The following is a 14,165-nucleotide window of genomic DNA, read 5'->3' as shown; positions in this document are numbered from 1 at the left end:
CAATAACCAATTATCAAAATAGGAAAACCAAATAACGTAATTGAACCCATTTTTAATTCTCATCATTATAGTTGTGGTTTAACACTTCACTCACGTATAGGAGAATTAATAATGTCTAACTATTTCGCTAAAATTGAAAAAGTAAAATATGAAGGCAGTGCTTCAACAAATCCTTTTGCTTTTAAACATTACAATCCGAATGAAATCATTTTAGGCAAAACAATGGCGGAACATTTACGTTTGGCAGTGTGTTATTGGCATACCTTTTGCTGGACAGGTAATGATATGTTTGGTGCAGGTTCGTTAGATCGCAGTTGGCAAAAAACAGGCGATTTATTGGAAGGGGCAAAACAAAAAGCCGAAATTGCTTTTGAATTTTTCCAAAAATTGGGGATTCCTTATTACTGCTTCCACGATGTGGATATTGCACCGGAAGGCAATTCCTATAAAGAATATGTGCATAATTTTCATACTATCGTTGATCTTCTTGAGAAAAAACAAGCTGAAACCGGAGTGAAATTATTATGGGGAACGGCAAATTGTTTTACCAACCCACGTTATATGTCTGGTGCTTCTACAAATCCGAATCCGGAAGTGTTTGCTTGGGCGGCATCGCAAGTCTTTAATGCAATGAAGGCAACCCAACGTTTAGGCGGTGAAAATTATGTATTATGGGGTGGGCGTGAAGGCTATGAAACCTTGCTAAATACCGATTTAAAACGTGAACGTGAGCAAATCGGTCGCTTTATGCAAATGGTGGTGGAGCATAAATATAAAATTGGCTTTAACGGCACGTTATTAATTGAACCAAAACCGCAAGAACCAACCAAACATCAATATGATTATGATGTTGCAACGGTTTATGGTTTCTTAAAACAATTTGGTTTAGAAAAAGAAATCAAAGTCAATATTGAGGCAAACCACGCAACCCTTGCAGGTCATACATTTCAGCACGAAATCGCCACTGCTGCGGCATTAGATATTTTCGGTTCAATCGATGCAAACCGTGGCGATCCGCAATTAGGTTGGGATACCGATCAATTCCCAAATAGCGTGGAAGAAAATACCCTTGTGATGTATGAAATTTTAAAAGCGGGGGGATTTACGACCGGTGGCTTTAATTTTGATGCGAAAATTCGCCGTCAAAGTACCGATCCTTATGATTTATTTCACGGTCATATCGGTGCGATTGATGTGCTTGCCCTGTCACTGAAACGTGCGGCGAAAATGATTGAACAACAAACTTTACAAGACATTGTGAATAAACGTTATGCCGGTTGGAATGGGGATTTAGGGCAGAAAATTTTGGCAGGGAAAAGCTCTCTGGAAGAACTTGCCCGCGTTGTGGAAACACAGCAGTTTGATCCAAAACCGGTTTCCGGTCAGCAAGAATATTTGGAAAACATTGTGAATCAAGTGGTTTACGGTTAAATTTTACCTTAAAAGTGCGGTCGTTTTTGACCGCACTTTTTGTCTTGGAGGCATTATGTATATCGGTATTGATTGTGGTACACAAGGCACAAAAGCGATAGTGGTTGATTGCTTGCAGAAAAAAGTGATAGGTGTGGGCTATGCTTCCCACAAATTAATAGAACAATCAAATGGACGGCGGGAACAACATCCTCATTGGTGGATTGAGGCTTTTCAACAAGCGTTAAATGAGGCATTAAAACAGGCGAAAATTTCACCGCACTTGGTGAAAGGCATTGGTATTTCAGGGCAACAGCACGGATTGGTGATGTTAGATGAAAATGATCAGCCTTTGTATAACGCGAAACTTTGGTGCGATACGGAAACTGCCAATGAAAATGAAGAATTGATTGAACAATTAGGCGGGCAGGAAGCCGCATTTGCTAAATTAGGCATTATGTGCCAAACGGGCTATACCGCTTCAAAATTATGTTGGTTTAGAAAACATTATCCGGAGCAGTTTAAACAAATCCGCAAAATAATGTTACCTCACGATTATCTCAATGATTGGCTGACCGGTCATTTTTGTACGGAATTTGGTGACGCCTCCGGTACGGGATATTTTGATATTGTAAATCGTTGTTGGAGTCGGGATATTTTTGAAAAACTTGTCCCGAAACTTAATATGAATGAGGTGTTGCCAACTTTACTTTCGGCAGAGCAAAAAATCGGTGTCATCAAACCTGAAATTGCGAAATTATTTGGTTTTAACGAGAATGTGGTCGTTTCCACCGGTGGTGGCGACAATATGATGGGAGCGATTGGGACAGGGAATATTAAGGAAGGCATTGCCACAATGAGTCTTGGCACTTCCGGCACTTTGTATGCCTATACAAAACAACCTTTGCCAAATTTGCCGCCAATGATCGCAAATTTCTGTTCTTCTAATAATGGCTGGCTACCCCTTATTTGCGTAATGAATATGACCTCATCCAATAAGCAATTAATGCGCCTGTTTAATATTGATGTGGCTGAATTTAATCGGCTTGCTCAAAGCGCGCCAATCGGTGCTGAAGGTATCACTATTTTACCGTTTTTTAATGGTGAACGAGTGCCACCGCTACCAAATGAAAAAGCACGCATTTTAGGATTGGATTCGAGCAATTTTACCCGTGAAAATCTTTGTCGGGCGATGATGGAAAGTGCCACCTTTACCCTACGTTACGGTTTGGATCTTTTCCGGCAAGCGGGGCTGGAAACGTCGCAAATTCGCTTAATCGGCGGTGGTGCAAAAAGTCCGCTTTGGCGGCAAATGATTGCCAATGTAATGAATGCCGAAGTGGTTTGCTTATTAGAGGATGAAGCGGCGGCTTTAGGGGCGGCGATTCAAGCAATGTGGGCAAATGGTGAAGGTGAATTAGCGTTATTATGTGATCAATTTGTGCATTTAGATGAAACGTCACGTTGTTTTCCGAATAAAGATGAGGTTGAATCTTATGAGGCGGTTTATCAGCGTTATTGCTTTCATCTTGATTCGAACCGCTAAATAAAAGGTGGAATATCCACCTTTTAATCATTTCATTTATCTGCAAGCAAATTCACTGCACCGTCATAGCCCAACTGTCGCCAAGCTTCATAAACCGCAACAGCCACGGAATTAGACAAATTCATACTGCGGCTGTTGGCAGCCATTGGAATGCGGATTTTTTGTTCCATTGGCATTTTGTCGAGGATTGCCATTGGAATACCACGGGTTTCGGGGCCGAACATTAAATAATCACCAAGCTGAAATTTCACTTGGCTGTGCGCAGGGCCACCTTTGGTGGTGAGGGCAAAAAGGCGTTTGGGATTTTCACTTGCTAAAAAGGCGTCAAAGGTTTTATGCCGTTTAATGTCGGCAAATTCGTGATAATCCAAGCCTGAGCGGCGTAGGCGTTTGTCGTCCCAAGTGAAGCCGAGTGGCTCGATTAAGTGTAGGCGAAAGCCGGTATTGGCGCAAAGGCGGATGATATTGCCGGTGTTTTGTGGGATTTCCGGTTCATATAAAACGATATCTAACATAGTTTCTCTCAATATTGATATAAACGATAACTTACTTGCCCAGTGGTTTTTTCTTTGAGTAATGTCCAGTTTTCTGGCGTGGCAAGTGGTTTCTCTTTTTCGGTTTCTACATAAATGAGGGCATTGGGGCGTAGCCAGTTGTTTTCCGCCAGCAAAGAAATGGCTTGTTCTGCCAGCCCGAAGTGAAAGGGCGGATCAAGGAAGATCACATCAAAGTGCGGTTGATTTTGCGGTTGTTTTAAAAAATCCAAACTGTTTTGGTTGAATACTTGAGCTTGTTCTTCGCTACATTTTAAGGTTTGCAGATTTTTTTTCAGTTGGTTGGCAACGGTTTTATCCTGTTCTAAAAACGTCACTTTTTTCGCTTGGCGGGAAAGGGCTTCAAAGCCGAGTGAGCCACTGCCGGCAAAGCCATCTAAACATTCTGCGTTGTGAATGTAAGGCATTAACCAGTTAAACAAGGTTTCTTTCACGCGGTCGCCGGTGGGGCGTAATCCTTCGGCATTGAGTACCGGTAATTTTCGTCCCCGCCAATGTCCGGCGATAATTCTTACCTCTCCTTTGGGATTTGGGGTTTGCGGTTTTTTCATAAAAAATCGTGGATATTCATTGAAAATAGTGCTTAGTTTAGACGATTTTTTGCTAGAATAAACGACATTTTTTATCGGGATAACCTCAAGAGAAGAATTTATGGCAGAAGAAAAGAAAAAAGGCGGATTTTGGGCGTCCTTATTTGGGCGTAACAAAAAACAGGAAGAGGTAAAAATTGAGCCGGTTCTTGAAGAAGAAAATGTGGAAGAACCCTCGTTAGAAAATCAAGTTGAGGAAAGCCTTGAGAGCCAAGCGACAAATACGCCGGAAAGTGCGGTTGATTTTGAGCCTGTTTTAGGCGAAGAAGGGCTGCAACCGACACTTCAAATCGAAGTGCCGTCTTTTGCTGAAGAAGAAAAAACATCGGAAATATTGACCGCACTTGATTCTGTCGCCGATGAAAAAATCATTGAACCCGAAAATGTGGCAGAACCCACTATGCCTACTACAGTTGTAGAAGCCGAGATTGCACCTGAAATTGTGGAAGAAGTGAAGCAGGAATTACAACCGACTTCAACCCGTGAAAAACCAAGTGAAGGTGGTTTTTTTAGCCGTTTAGTGAAAGGGTTGCTCAAAACCAAACAGAATATCGGGGCTGGATTCCGCAGCTTTTTCTTAGGCAAAAAAATTGATGATGAGCTGTTTGAAGAATTGGAAGAACAGCTTTTGATTGCCGATATTGGCGTGCCAACCACCACAAAAATCATCAAAAATCTGACTGATCACGCCGATCGTAAGCAGTTGCAGGATGCCGAACTTTTATATCAACAATTAAAAGTGGAAATGGCGAATATTCTTGAACCTGTGGCTCAGCCATTAGTGATTGATTCCGCTAAAAAACCTTATGTGATTTTAATGGTGGGCGTAAACGGTGTGGGGAAAACCACCACCATTGGTAAACTCGCGCGTAAATTCCAAGCGGAAGGCAAATCCGTAATGCTTGCCGCAGGCGATACCTTCCGTGCCGCGGCGGTAGAGCAGTTGCAGGTGTGGGGTGAGCGTAACAATATTCCGGTGGTGGCGCAAAGTACCGGCGCGGATTCCGCTTCCGTTATTTTTGATGCAATGCAATCGGCAGCAGCCCGTAATGTGGATATTTTGATTGCGGATACGGCAGGTCGTTTGCAGAATAAAAATAATTTGATGGATGAATTGAAAAAAATCGTTCGTGTGATGAAAAAATATGACGAAACCGCACCGCACGAAATTATGCTGACACTGGATGCCGGCACGGGGCAAAATGCCATTAGCCAAGCAAAATTGTTTAATGAGGCGGTGGGCTTAACCGGTATTTCGTTAACCAAATTGGACGGCACGGCAAAAGGTGGGGTGATTTTTGCTATTGCAGATCAATTCCAACTACCGATTCGTTATATTGGTGTGGGGGAAAAAATCGAAGACTTGCGCGAATTTAACGCGAAAGAATTTATTGATGCGTTGTTTGTGCAGGAAGAAGAATAAGGACAAATCGTGATTAAATTCTCTAATGTATCCAAAGCCTATCACGGTGCAACCCAACCGGCGTTGCAAGGGCTGAACTTCCATTTGCCGGTAGGCAGTATGACTTATCTTGTGGGACATTCGGGCGCGGGGAAAAGTACCTTGCTTAAGCTCATTATGGGAATGGAAAAAGCCAATGCGGGGCAAATTTGGTTTAACGGACACGATATTACGCGACTTTCAAAATATGAAATTCCCTTTCTACGCCGTCAAATTGGAATGGTACATCAAGATTATCGTTTATTGACGGATAAAACGGTGTTGGAAAATGTCGCATTGCCGCTCATTATTGCCGGTATGCACCCAAAAGATGCGCATTCTCGCGCGATGGCATCCTTGGATCGCGTGGGGCTTCGCAATAAAGCCCATTATTTGCCGCCGCAAATTTCTGGAGGGGAGCAGCAACGTGTGGATATTGCGCGTGCTATTGTTCACAAGCCACAACTTTTACTGGCAGATGAACCAACGGGCAATTTAGACGATGAGCTTTCATTGGGGATTTTCAGTTTATTTGAGGAATTTAATCGTTTGGGAATGACGGTGTTAATCGCCACGCACGACATTAATTTAATTCAACAAAAACCAAAACCTTGCCTTGTGCTTGAGCAGGGTTATTTACGTTATTAAAGGAAAAACTATGAGCCGACCAACCGATGCTTCTGTTTTCGTGCAAACGGCTTACACGCTGCGCGCAGTGTGGACGGATTTGTGGCAACGCAAATTTGGCACGTTATTGACCATTTTGGTGATTGCCGTTTCACTCACCATTCCTACTGTCAGCTATTTAATGTGGAAAAATCTGCATTTAGCGACCACACAATTTTACCCTGAAAGCGAATTGACGATTTATCTTCATAAAAATCTGAGCGAAGAAGATGCCAATCTGGTGGTGGATAAAATTCGTCAGCAGGAGGGCGTGGAATCGCTGAATTATGTTTCCCGCCAAGAAAGTTTAAAAGAGTTTAAAAGTTGGTCGGGTTTTGGGGAGGAATTGGATATTTTAGATGATAATCCCTTGCCTGCCGTGGTAATGGTGAAGCCGAATAAAGATTTTAATGTTTCGGAAAAGCGTGAAGAATTACGCACCAATCTCAATAAAATCAAAGGCGTACAAGAGGTTCGTTTAGATAATGATTGGATGGAAAAATTGACCGCACTTTCGTGGTTGGTGGCACACGTGGCAATTTTCTGTACTCTATTAATGGCGATTGCCGTGTTCTTGGTGATTGGTAACAGTATTCGTTCTGATGTATATAGCAGCCGAGCAGATATTGATGTGATGAAATTGCTTGGTGCAACGGATCACTTCATTCTTCGACCTTACCTTTACACCGGTATGATTTACGCTTTTTTAGGGGGATTTGTTGCCGCAATTTTCAGTAGTTTTATCATTGGCTATTTCACTTCTGCCGTGAAATATGTGACGGATATTTTTGCCGTGCAGTTTAGTTTGAACGGTTTGAGTATCGGTGAGCTGATTTTCTTATTAGTGAGTTGTTTACTGATGGGGTACATTGGTGCTTGGATTGCGGCAAAAAGACATATCGCTTTACTTGATCATCGTCACTAAATTTTAATTGAACAAAGTGCGGTTATTTTTCGTTTTGTTTTTGTTTGAAAAAAATGAAGAAAAATAACCGCACTTTTTATATTTGTTTTGTATAAATTGCTTGCTATCTGCTCAAAGTTTGTGTAATATTCGCAGGCTTTCCGATTTTGAAAGCCGTTTAATGTAATCATTTATTAAACGTGTGTAACGATATGTTGCACTCACAATGTTTCCGATTTGGAGACTATATAACAGGTAACTTGCACCTCCTTTTCTATTTTGATGTTAGAACTGCGATTGGTGTTAGTTTTTTTATTAGCTAAATTTTATTGGAGCTCTGGTCTAATGCAGAACCAAAGAATCCGTATCCGCTTAAAAGCGTTCGATCACCGTTTGATCGATCAATCTACTGCGGAGATCGTAGAAACAGCTAAACGTACCGGTGCGCAAGTTCGTGGTCCGATTCCTTTACCAACCCGTAAAGAGCGTTTTACCGTGTTGATTTCTCCACACGTAAACAAAGACGCACGTGACCAATATGAAATCCGTACTCACAAACGTTTAGTAGATATCGTAGAGCCAACAGAAAAAACTGTTGATGCATTAATGCGTTTAGATTTGGCTGCCGGCGTTGACGTGCAGATCAGCCTAGGTTAATTAAGAGGTTATTACAATGATTGGTTTAGTCGGTCGTAAAGTCGGTATGACCCGTATCTTCAATGAAGACGGCGTGTCAGTACCGGTTACCGTTATCGAAATTGAAGCCAACCGCGTAACTCAAGTGAAAACTCTTGAAAACGATGGCTATACTGCAGTTCAAGTTACCACAGGTTCTAAAAAAGCGAATCGTGTAACTAAACCGGAAGCAGGTCATTTCGTGAAAGCAGGTGTTGAAGCTGGTCGCGGTTTATGGGAATTTCGTACTGAAGGTGAAGAATTCACTTTAGGTCAAGAAATCAATGTTGACATCTTCGCGGATGTTAAAAAAGTAGATGTTACCGGTACTTCTAAAGGTAAAGGTTTCCAAGGTGGTGTGAAACGTTGGAACTTCCGTACCCAAGATGCTACCCACGGTAACTCTTTATCACATCGTGTACTTGGTTCTATTGGTCAAAACCAAACTCCGGGTCGTGTGTTTAAAGGTAAAAAAATGGCAGGACATTTAGGTGCTGAACGCGTTACCGTTCAATCACTTGAAGTTGTTCGTGTAGATGCTGAGCGTAAATTGCTATTAGTAAAAGGTTCTGTACCTGGTGCAATTAATGGCGATGTTATCGTTAAGCCGGCAGTTAAAGCATAAGTCTAGGAGATAGAGATGGAATTACAAGTTGTAGGTGCAAATGCACTCACTGTTTCTGAAACTACCTTCGGACGTGAGTTTAACGAAGCGTTGATCCACCAAGTAGTTGTTGCTTATGCTGCAGGTGCGCGTCAAGGTACTCGTGCGCAAAAAACTCGTGCTGAAGTGTCCGGTTCAGGTAAAAAACCTTGGCGTCAAAAAGGTACAGGTCGCGCCCGTGCAGGTGACATCAAATCACCAATCTGGCGTTCAGGTGGTACAACCTTCGCGGCAAAACCACAAGATCACAGCCAAAAAGTGAACAAAAAAATGTACCGTGGTGCAATCAAAAGCATTCTTTCAGAATTAGTTCGTCAAGACCGTTTAATGGTTGTTGAGAAATTTGAAATTGATGCACCAAAAACTAAAGTTTTAGTACAAAAATTAAAAGATTTAGCAGTTGAAGATGCGTTAATTATCACAGCAAGTTTAGATGAAAATCTATTCTTGGCAGCGCGTAACTTATATAAAGTTGACGTACGTGATGTGCAAGGTATCGATCCGGTAAGCTTAATTGCTTTCGATAAAGTGATTGTTACCGTTGATGCTGTGAAACAAATCGAGGAGATCTTAGCATGAGTCAAGAACGTTTGCTGAGCGTGCTTCGCGCACCGCATATCTCTGAAAAAGCAACTAACAATGCTGAAAAATCTAACACTGTTGTACTTAAAGTTGCTTTAGATGCGAACAAAGCTGAAATTGCTGCTGCTGTTGCTCAATTATTTGAAGTAAAAGTAGATTCAGTACGTACTGTGGTTGTTAAAGGTAAAACTAAACGCCGCGGTGCTAAAATGGGTCGTCGCAGTGACTGGAAAAAAGCTTATGTAACTTTAGCCGAAGGCCAAAACTTGGACTTCGTGGACAGTGCAGAGTAATCGGAGGAAAATAGAGAATGGCTATCGTAAAATGTAAGCCGACCTCCGCTGGTCGTCGTCACGTTGTTAAAATCGTGAACCCTGAATTACACAAGGGTAAACCTTACGCTCCACTTCTAGATACCAAATCTAAAACCGGTGGTCGTAACAACTATGGTCGTATTACTACTCGTCACATTGGTGGCGGTCATAAACAACACTACCGTTTAATCGATTTCAAACGTAACAAGTTAGATATTCCGGCGGTTGTTGAGCGTTTAGAATATGATCCAAACCGTTCTGCTAACATCGCTTTAGTGCTTTATAAAGATGGTGAACGTCGTTATATCTTAGCACCTAAAGGTTTGTCGGTAGGCGATCAAATCCAAGCCGGCGTAAACTCACCAATTAAAGTGGGTAACGCATTACCAATGCGTAACATTCCGGTAGGTTCAACCGTTCATAACGTTGAGTTAAAACCGGGCAAAGGCGGTCAAATCGCTCGTTCTGCAGGTGCTTATGTACAAATCATCGCTCGTGAAGGTAACTACGTAACATTACGTTTACGTTCAGGTGAAATGCGCAAAGTATTAGCGGAATGTGTTGCTACAATCGGTGAAGTTGGTAACTCAGAACATATGCTTCGCGTATTGGGTAAAGCAGGTGCCAGCCGTTGGAGAGGTATTCGTCCAACAGTTCGTGGTACTGCAATGAACCCGGTAGATCACCCACACGGTGGTGGTGAAGGTCGTAACTTTGGTAAACACCCGGTAACTCCTTGGGGCGTTCAAACCAAAGGTAAGAAAACCCGTCACAACAAACGTACCGATAAATATATCGTACGTCGTCGTGGCAAATAATAGATTAAATTAAAGAGGATTAGCCATGCCACGTTCTCTCAAGAAAGGTCCTTTCCTTGACCTACACTTGTTGAAGAAGGTAGAGAAGGCGGTGGAAAGCGGGGATAAAAAACCAATCAAAACTTGGTCCCGTCGTTCAATGATCATTCCATCAATGATCGGATTGACCATCGCAGTCCATAATGGTCGTCAGCACGTTCCTGTTTATGTTTCCGATGAAATGATCGGTCATAAATTAGGTGAATTTGCACCGACTCGTACATACCGCGGTCACGCGGCAGATAAGAAAGCTAAGAAATAAGAGGTAAAGAGATGGAAACTATCGCAAGACATCGTTACGCTCGCACTTCTGCCCAAAAAGCTCGCTTAGTTGCCGATTTAATTCGTGGTAAAAAAGTTGCGCAAGCATTAGAAATCTTAACTTACACAAATAAAAAAGCTGCGGCTTTAGTGAAAAAAGTTTTAGAGTCTGCTATTGCAAACGCAGAGCACAATGATGGTGCAGATATTGATGATCTTAAAGTTGCTAAAATCTTCGTAGATGAAGGTCCTAGCATGAAACGTGTTATGCCACGTGCTAAAGGTCGTGCAGATCGTATTTTAAAACGTACTAGCCACATCACTGTGGTTGTGTCAGATCGTTAATAAGTAGAGGAATAGCAATGGGTCAAAAAGTACATCCACATGGTATTCGCCTAGGTATTGTTAAACCTTGGAGCTCTACTTGGTTCGCGAATACACAAGACTTCGCCGATAATCTTGAAGGCGATTTTAAAGTACGCAAATTCTTAAATAAAGAATTAGCAAATGCTTCAGTTTCACGTATTACTATTGAGCGTCCTGCGAAAAGTATCCGTGTAACTATTCACACAGCTCGTCCGGGTATCGTTATCGGTAAAAAAGGCGAAGATGTTGAAAAATTACGTAACGCCGTGTCTAAAATTGCAGGCGTTCCGGCTCAAATCAACATTGCTGAAGTGAAAAAACCTGAATTAGATGCGAAATTAGTTGCAGACAGCATCGCTTCTCAATTAGAACGCCGTGTAATGTTCCGCCGTGCAATGAAACGTGCGGTACAAAGTGCAATGCGTTTAGGTGCCAAAGGTATCAAAGTTGAAGTTAGCGGTCGTTTAGGTGGTGCAGAAATCGCACGTTCAGAATGGTATCGTGAAGGTCGTGTGCCTCTACATACTCTTCGTGCGGACATCGATTATAACACCGCAGAAGCTCACACAACTTACGGCGTAATCGGCGTGAAAGTGTGGATCTTCAAAGGTGAAATTCTTGGTGGAATGGCTGCCGTTGCGCAATCAGAACAACAACCTGCCGATAAGCCTAAAAAGGCACCACGCGGTAAAGGTCGTAAGTAAGGAGAAACGCTAAATGTTGCAACCAAAACGTACAAAATTCCGTAAAGTTCACAAAGGCCGCAACCGTGGTATCGCGGGCGGTACTGAAGTTAGCTTCGGTACTTTCGGTTTAAAAGCAGTGGGCCGTTGTCGTTTAACCGCTCGTCAAATCGAAGCGGCACGTCGTGCAATGTCACGTGCAGTGAAACGTCAAGGTAAAATCTGGATTCGCGTGTTCCCGGATAAACCAATCACTGAAAAACCATTAGAAGTCCGTATGGGTAAAGGTAAAGGTAACGTTGAGTACTGGGTAGCCTTAATCCAACCGGGTAAAGTACTTTATGAAATGGATGGTGTGTCTGAAGAAGTCGCAAGAAACGCATTTGCATTAGCAGCGGCGAAATTGCCAGTTAAGACCACTTTCGTAACTAAGACGGTGATGTAATGAAAGCTCAAGATTTACGTACAAAAAGTGTTGAAGAGCTGAATGCTGAATTAGTGAACCTTTTAGGTGAACAATTCAAGTTGCGTATGCAGGCAGCCACCGGTCAGCTTCAACAAACCCATCAGGCTAAACAAGTGCGTCGTGATATTGCACGTGTAAAAACTGTATTAACCGAAAAGGCGGGTGAGTAATGACTGATAAAATTCGTAGCGTACAAGGTAAAGTTGTTAGCGACAAAATGGAAAAATCTTTCGTTGTTGCTATTGAACGTAAGGTAAAACACCCGTTATATGGTAAATTTATCCGCCGTACAACTAAACTACACGTACACGATGAGAACAACGAAGCCAAAGTTGGTGATACCGTAGAGATTCGCGAATGTCGCCCTCTCTCAAAAACCAAATCTTGGACGTTAGTTCGCGTTGTTGAGAAAGCGGTTATCGCTTAATTAGCAATCTTAATCTAATCTTAATGCCCTCTTTATGAGGGCATTTCTTTTTCCCTTTCTAATAAATTCTTCCTTAAATTTCACCGCACTTTATCACCCATTTCCAAAAAGTCGCTCATTATAATGAGCTTTCATTTGTTATTGCATAACAAATGAAATACTACTGCTAAAAAAGATTTTTATTCGTTAGTAAAATTATCTGGAGTTATTATGGCTGAACTTAGTGAAATTAAAAATGTTCGATTATTTGAAAAATATCCTGAAAAAATTTGGGATGGAGGAGAGATATGGGGATATATAGGAGTTTGTGAGGCTTGGGATGTTCGAGCTGAGCTTTTTAATGATGCTATGGATATCTATCCTAAATTATATATTGATATGGGAAAAGCTTCTTTTGAAAAACCGTTTCCTAAGACAAAATTAGCAAATGCCAAGAAATCTTATGCAAATTCTTTAGGTTTTAGTGAAAGTGAGACAATATTCTTTTTAATTGATACAACTTTATTTGGTAGTGTGGATGAGGGTGCTATTTTCACTGATGAGAAAATTTATATTAAAAATCTTTGGGAAGATCCTATTGTCATTAAATATGAGGATCTTAGAAGAATAAGTGTTTCTGAGAAAGAGGAAAAGATTATTTTTTATGATTATAATGATAAAGAATATGTATTATCATCTTGGTCTGGCACTTCAAATTATCTATTTCGCCTATCGTTGACTCAATTTATTTTGAAATATGCTTTCTTATTAAGACTTGATAAAGAAGGCGGAGAGATTAAAACAGAGAGTGATTGGGAGGCGTTTGAGTTATCAATTTTGTTGCTGATCGCTCCTTAGATCCGGTAGAAACTGAAAGCGGAATACTTTCTTTATTAAAACCATATAAGAAGCGTATTATTAAATTATTGGCTGAGGGTGGTCTTCCTATATTGGAAGATAAATATTTAAATGAAGAAAATATTAAAAGAATCACAGAGATTGTTTACGGTTTTCTTCCTGCGCCTGCAAGAATTTTAATAAAACAAGAACATATTGAAACAGTAATAATGAATGCAAAAGAACAATTTGTTGCGTTTTTACGTTCTGGAATGGAAGAGGACCAAGAGAATGAAGGAGTATGAGTATAAAATCTCCGCAACATTTGAAGGTGGAGGAAAACAGTTTTTCGTGTTTGTAGCGACCACAGAGCGTGAGGCAAGAAATAAATTTAAAGAGAGTTTTCCTAAGGGAAAAATTATTTCTTGTGTTAGGGGATGTGAAAGATCTAGCCAATCACAAAAATATGCATCTCCAAAGAAAACATCATCAGATAACCATTCTGAAGCTAGTTCCGGAGGAAAAGTTGTGGTTGGACTATTAGGTTTAGCCGGTGGTTTTTTAGCTTCTAAATTATTTAAGTAGTGGGAATGAAGATATTCGTAAAAAAGAGTGATGTAATTTTTTCATTGGAAGCATTAAAAAATATTGAACTTCCTTATGGTGATTATGAAGGAGAACCACTGAACAGTGAGGCTGTTCTCCAAAAATTTGGCATCGATATTTAAAATAGGATTACTGAAGCAGTAAAATTGGTTTTTGACTATTTGGAGAAGCAGGGTAATCGAGGAGCTATTGAGTTAACTCGGTCAGGCTATGTTACAAGGATAGATCCGTGTCAATATGATCCTTATCATCAAGTTGTGGCAGTAAGGGTAACAGGCGAATTCTATTTGCAGTGGATAATTTAGACCGTTTAAAGTCATTTTGAAAATAGCTAATA

Annotated in this window: 22 protein-coding genes; 20 read left to right on the top strand and 2 right to left on the bottom strand. The window is 41.1% G+C overall.

What is annotated here, in order from left to right; all coding sequences use genetic code 11:
• The first annotated feature begins 111 nt into the window (after positions 1-111).
• Together xylA and xylB are read left to right on the top strand one after the other, a co-directional pair.
• Entirely contained in the window at positions 112-1,431 is a 1,320-nt protein-coding gene (xylA, locus tag BKL49_RS08960; protein WP_077424657.1) for a xylose isomerase, read from the top strand.
• A 55-nt stretch (positions 1,432-1,486) separates the two neighbouring features.
• Entirely contained in the window at positions 1,487-2,956 is a 1,470-nt protein-coding gene (gene xylB, locus BKL49_RS08955) for a xylulokinase (protein WP_077424655.1), read from the top strand.
• A gap of 32 nt (positions 2,957-2,988) precedes the next feature.
• On the opposite strand, the gene trmL is transcribed toward xylB, so the two are convergent.
• Positions 2,989-3,471: a tRNA (uridine(34)/cytosine(34)/5-carboxymethylaminomethyluridine(34)-2'-O)-methyltransferase TrmL gene (gene trmL / locus BKL49_RS08950; RefSeq protein WP_077424653.1), complete on the bottom strand. Its 483-nt coding sequence runs from the start codon at positions 3,469-3,471 to the stop codon at positions 2,989-2,991.
• Between the two features lie 8 nt (positions 3,472-3,479).
• Entirely contained in the window at positions 3,480-4,061 is a 582-nt protein-coding gene (gene rsmD / locus BKL49_RS08945; protein WP_077424651.1) for a 16S rRNA (guanine(966)-N(2))-methyltransferase RsmD, read from the bottom strand.
• Positions 4,062-4,161: 100 nt separating this feature from the next.
• Between rsmD and ftsY the strand changes: the two genes are divergently transcribed.
• The 18 genes from ftsY to BKL49_RS12345 all read left to right on the top strand — a co-directional run bounded on the left by ftsY (position 4,162) and on the right by BKL49_RS12345 (position 13,950).
• Positions 4,162-5,523: a signal recognition particle-docking protein FtsY gene (gene ftsY / locus BKL49_RS08940; protein ID WP_077424649.1), complete on the top strand. Its 1,362-nt coding sequence runs from the start codon at positions 4,162-4,164 to the stop codon at positions 5,521-5,523.
• A 9-nt stretch (positions 5,524-5,532) separates the two neighbouring features.
• A complete protein-coding gene (gene ftsE, locus BKL49_RS08935; RefSeq protein WP_077424647.1) occupies positions 5,533-6,189 on the top strand; it encodes a cell division ATP-binding protein FtsE in 657 nt (218 codons plus the stop codon).
• A 10-nt stretch (positions 6,190-6,199) separates the two neighbouring features.
• A complete protein-coding gene (gene ftsX / locus BKL49_RS08930; RefSeq protein WP_077424645.1) occupies positions 6,200-7,132 on the top strand; it encodes a permease-like cell division protein FtsX in 933 nt (310 codons plus the stop codon).
• 324 nt (positions 7,133-7,456) lie between these two features.
• The gene (gene rpsJ / locus BKL49_RS08925; RefSeq protein ID WP_001181005.1) at positions 7,457-7,768 is read left to right on the top strand and encodes a 30S ribosomal protein S10; all 312 of its coding nucleotides are present in this window, start codon (positions 7,457-7,459) and stop codon (positions 7,766-7,768) included.
• 16 nt (positions 7,769-7,784) lie between these two features.
• A complete protein-coding gene (gene rplC, locus BKL49_RS08920) occupies positions 7,785-8,411 on the top strand; it encodes a 50S ribosomal protein L3 (RefSeq protein ID WP_005632753.1) in 627 nt (208 codons plus the stop codon).
• A 15-nt stretch (positions 8,412-8,426) separates the two neighbouring features.
• Positions 8,427-9,029 (top strand): 50S ribosomal protein L4, encoded by a 603-nt coding sequence (gene rplD, locus BKL49_RS08915; RefSeq protein ID WP_077424643.1) that lies wholly within the window; start codon positions 8,427-8,429, stop codon positions 9,027-9,029.
• A complete protein-coding gene (rplW, locus tag BKL49_RS08910; protein WP_077424641.1) occupies positions 9,026-9,325 on the top strand; it encodes a 50S ribosomal protein L23 in 300 nt (99 codons plus the stop codon). The genes rplD and rplW overlap by 4 nt, the downstream gene beginning before the upstream one ends.
• A 17-nt stretch (positions 9,326-9,342) precedes the next feature.
• A complete protein-coding gene (gene rplB / locus BKL49_RS08905) occupies positions 9,343-10,164 on the top strand; it encodes a 50S ribosomal protein L2 (protein WP_077421875.1) in 822 nt (273 codons plus the stop codon).
• Between the two features lie 25 nt (positions 10,165-10,189).
• A complete protein-coding gene (gene rpsS / locus BKL49_RS08900) occupies positions 10,190-10,465 on the top strand; it encodes a 30S ribosomal protein S19 (RefSeq protein WP_005539416.1) in 276 nt (91 codons plus the stop codon).
• A gap of 11 nt (positions 10,466-10,476) precedes the next feature.
• On the top strand, positions 10,477-10,809 hold the full coding sequence (gene rplV, locus BKL49_RS08895) for a 50S ribosomal protein L22 (protein ID WP_077424639.1): 333 nt from the start codon (positions 10,477-10,479) through the stop codon (positions 10,807-10,809).
• Positions 10,810-10,826: 17 nt separating this feature from the next.
• Positions 10,827-11,534 (top strand): 30S ribosomal protein S3, encoded by a 708-nt coding sequence (rpsC, locus tag BKL49_RS08890; protein WP_005625894.1) that lies wholly within the window; start codon positions 10,827-10,829, stop codon positions 11,532-11,534.
• A 13-nt stretch (positions 11,535-11,547) separates the two neighbouring features.
• Positions 11,548-11,958, top strand: coding sequence for a 50S ribosomal protein L16 (gene rplP / locus BKL49_RS08885; protein ID WP_077424637.1), 411 nt, complete (start codon positions 11,548-11,550; stop codon positions 11,956-11,958).
• Positions 11,958-12,149 (top strand): 50S ribosomal protein L29, encoded by a 192-nt coding sequence (gene rpmC / locus BKL49_RS08880; protein WP_077424634.1) that lies wholly within the window; start codon positions 11,958-11,960, stop codon positions 12,147-12,149. Before rplP ends, rpmC begins: the two co-directional genes overlap by 1 nt.
• The gene (gene rpsQ / locus BKL49_RS08875) at positions 12,149-12,406 is read left to right on the top strand and encodes a 30S ribosomal protein S17 (protein ID WP_005625886.1); all 258 of its coding nucleotides are present in this window, start codon (positions 12,149-12,151) and stop codon (positions 12,404-12,406) included. The genes rpmC and rpsQ overlap by 1 nt, the downstream gene beginning before the upstream one ends.
• A gap of 210 nt (positions 12,407-12,616) precedes the next feature.
• Positions 12,617-13,243 carry a hypothetical protein gene (locus tag BKL49_RS08870; protein ID WP_077424632.1) on the top strand — a complete coding sequence of 209 codons (627 nt, stop codon included), beginning with the start codon at positions 12,617-12,619 and terminating at the stop codon, positions 13,241-13,243.
• 68 nt (positions 13,244-13,311) lie between these two features.
• Positions 13,312-13,527, top strand: coding sequence for a hypothetical protein (locus BKL49_RS08865; protein ID WP_143530834.1), 216 nt, complete (start codon positions 13,312-13,314; stop codon positions 13,525-13,527).
• The gene (locus tag BKL49_RS08860; protein WP_077424628.1) at positions 13,514-13,807 is read left to right on the top strand and encodes a hypothetical protein; all 294 of its coding nucleotides are present in this window, start codon (positions 13,514-13,516) and stop codon (positions 13,805-13,807) included. Before BKL49_RS08865 ends, BKL49_RS08860 begins: the two co-directional genes overlap by 14 nt.
• Before the next feature lie 5 nt (positions 13,808-13,812).
• Entirely contained in the window at positions 13,813-13,950 is a 138-nt protein-coding gene (locus tag BKL49_RS12345) for a hypothetical protein (protein WP_158074791.1), read from the top strand.
• Positions 13,951-14,165: the final 215 nt, after the last annotated feature.

The sequence above is a fragment of the Rodentibacter myodis genome, from assembly GCF_001999305.1.
In the GTDB taxonomy this organism is placed as follows: domain Bacteria; phylum Pseudomonadota; class Gammaproteobacteria; order Enterobacterales; family Pasteurellaceae; genus Rodentibacter; species Rodentibacter myodis.
The sequence above is the reverse complement of the archived record's forward strand: the minus strand, read 5'-3'. Positions and strand labels throughout refer to the sequence as shown.

What these genes read in the sequence shown, in the direction of transcription:
- BKL49_RS08860 (WP_077424628.1), top strand. Translation starts at nt 13,514, where the DNA reads ATGAAGGAGTATGAGTATAAAATCTCCGCAACATTTGAAGGTGGAGGA.
- trmL (WP_077424653.1), bottom strand. Translation starts at nt 3,471, where the DNA reads ATGTTAGATATCGTTTTATATGAACCGGAAATCCCACAAAACACCGGC.
- xylB (WP_077424655.1), top strand. Translation starts at nt 1,487, where the DNA reads ATGTATATCGGTATTGATTGTGGTACACAAGGCACAAAAGCGATAGTG.
- rpmC (WP_077424634.1), top strand. Translation starts at nt 11,958, where the DNA reads ATGAAAGCTCAAGATTTACGTACAAAAAGTGTTGAAGAGCTGAATGCT.
- rpsJ (WP_001181005.1), top strand. Translation starts at nt 7,457, where the DNA reads ATGCAGAACCAAAGAATCCGTATCCGCTTAAAAGCGTTCGATCACCGT.
- rpsQ (WP_005625886.1), top strand. Translation starts at nt 12,149, where the DNA reads ATGACTGATAAAATTCGTAGCGTACAAGGTAAAGTTGTTAGCGACAAA.
- rpsS (WP_005539416.1), top strand. Translation starts at nt 10,190, where the DNA reads ATGCCACGTTCTCTCAAGAAAGGTCCTTTCCTTGACCTACACTTGTTG.
- rplD (WP_077424643.1), top strand. Translation starts at nt 8,427, where the DNA reads ATGGAATTACAAGTTGTAGGTGCAAATGCACTCACTGTTTCTGAAACT.
- rplW (WP_077424641.1), top strand. Translation starts at nt 9,026, where the DNA reads ATGAGTCAAGAACGTTTGCTGAGCGTGCTTCGCGCACCGCATATCTCT.
- rplV (WP_077424639.1), top strand. Translation starts at nt 10,477, where the DNA reads ATGGAAACTATCGCAAGACATCGTTACGCTCGCACTTCTGCCCAAAAA.
- xylA (WP_077424657.1), top strand. Translation starts at nt 112, where the DNA reads ATGTCTAACTATTTCGCTAAAATTGAAAAAGTAAAATATGAAGGCAGT.
- rplP (WP_077424637.1), top strand. Translation starts at nt 11,548, where the DNA reads ATGTTGCAACCAAAACGTACAAAATTCCGTAAAGTTCACAAAGGCCGC.
- ftsY (WP_077424649.1), top strand. Translation starts at nt 4,162, where the DNA reads ATGGCAGAAGAAAAGAAAAAAGGCGGATTTTGGGCGTCCTTATTTGGG.
- BKL49_RS08870 (WP_077424632.1), top strand. Translation starts at nt 12,617, where the DNA reads ATGGCTGAACTTAGTGAAATTAAAAATGTTCGATTATTTGAAAAATAT.
- rpsC (WP_005625894.1), top strand. Translation starts at nt 10,827, where the DNA reads ATGGGTCAAAAAGTACATCCACATGGTATTCGCCTAGGTATTGTTAAA.
- rplC (WP_005632753.1), top strand. Translation starts at nt 7,785, where the DNA reads ATGATTGGTTTAGTCGGTCGTAAAGTCGGTATGACCCGTATCTTCAAT.
- rsmD (WP_077424651.1), bottom strand. Translation starts at nt 4,061, where the DNA reads ATGAAAAAACCGCAAACCCCAAATCCCAAAGGAGAGGTAAGAATTATC.
- BKL49_RS12345 (WP_158074791.1), top strand. Translation starts at nt 13,813, where the DNA reads ATGAAGATATTCGTAAAAAAGAGTGATGTAATTTTTTCATTGGAAGCA.
- ftsX (WP_077424645.1), top strand. Translation starts at nt 6,200, where the DNA reads ATGAGCCGACCAACCGATGCTTCTGTTTTCGTGCAAACGGCTTACACG.
- rplB (WP_077421875.1), top strand. Translation starts at nt 9,343, where the DNA reads ATGGCTATCGTAAAATGTAAGCCGACCTCCGCTGGTCGTCGTCACGTT.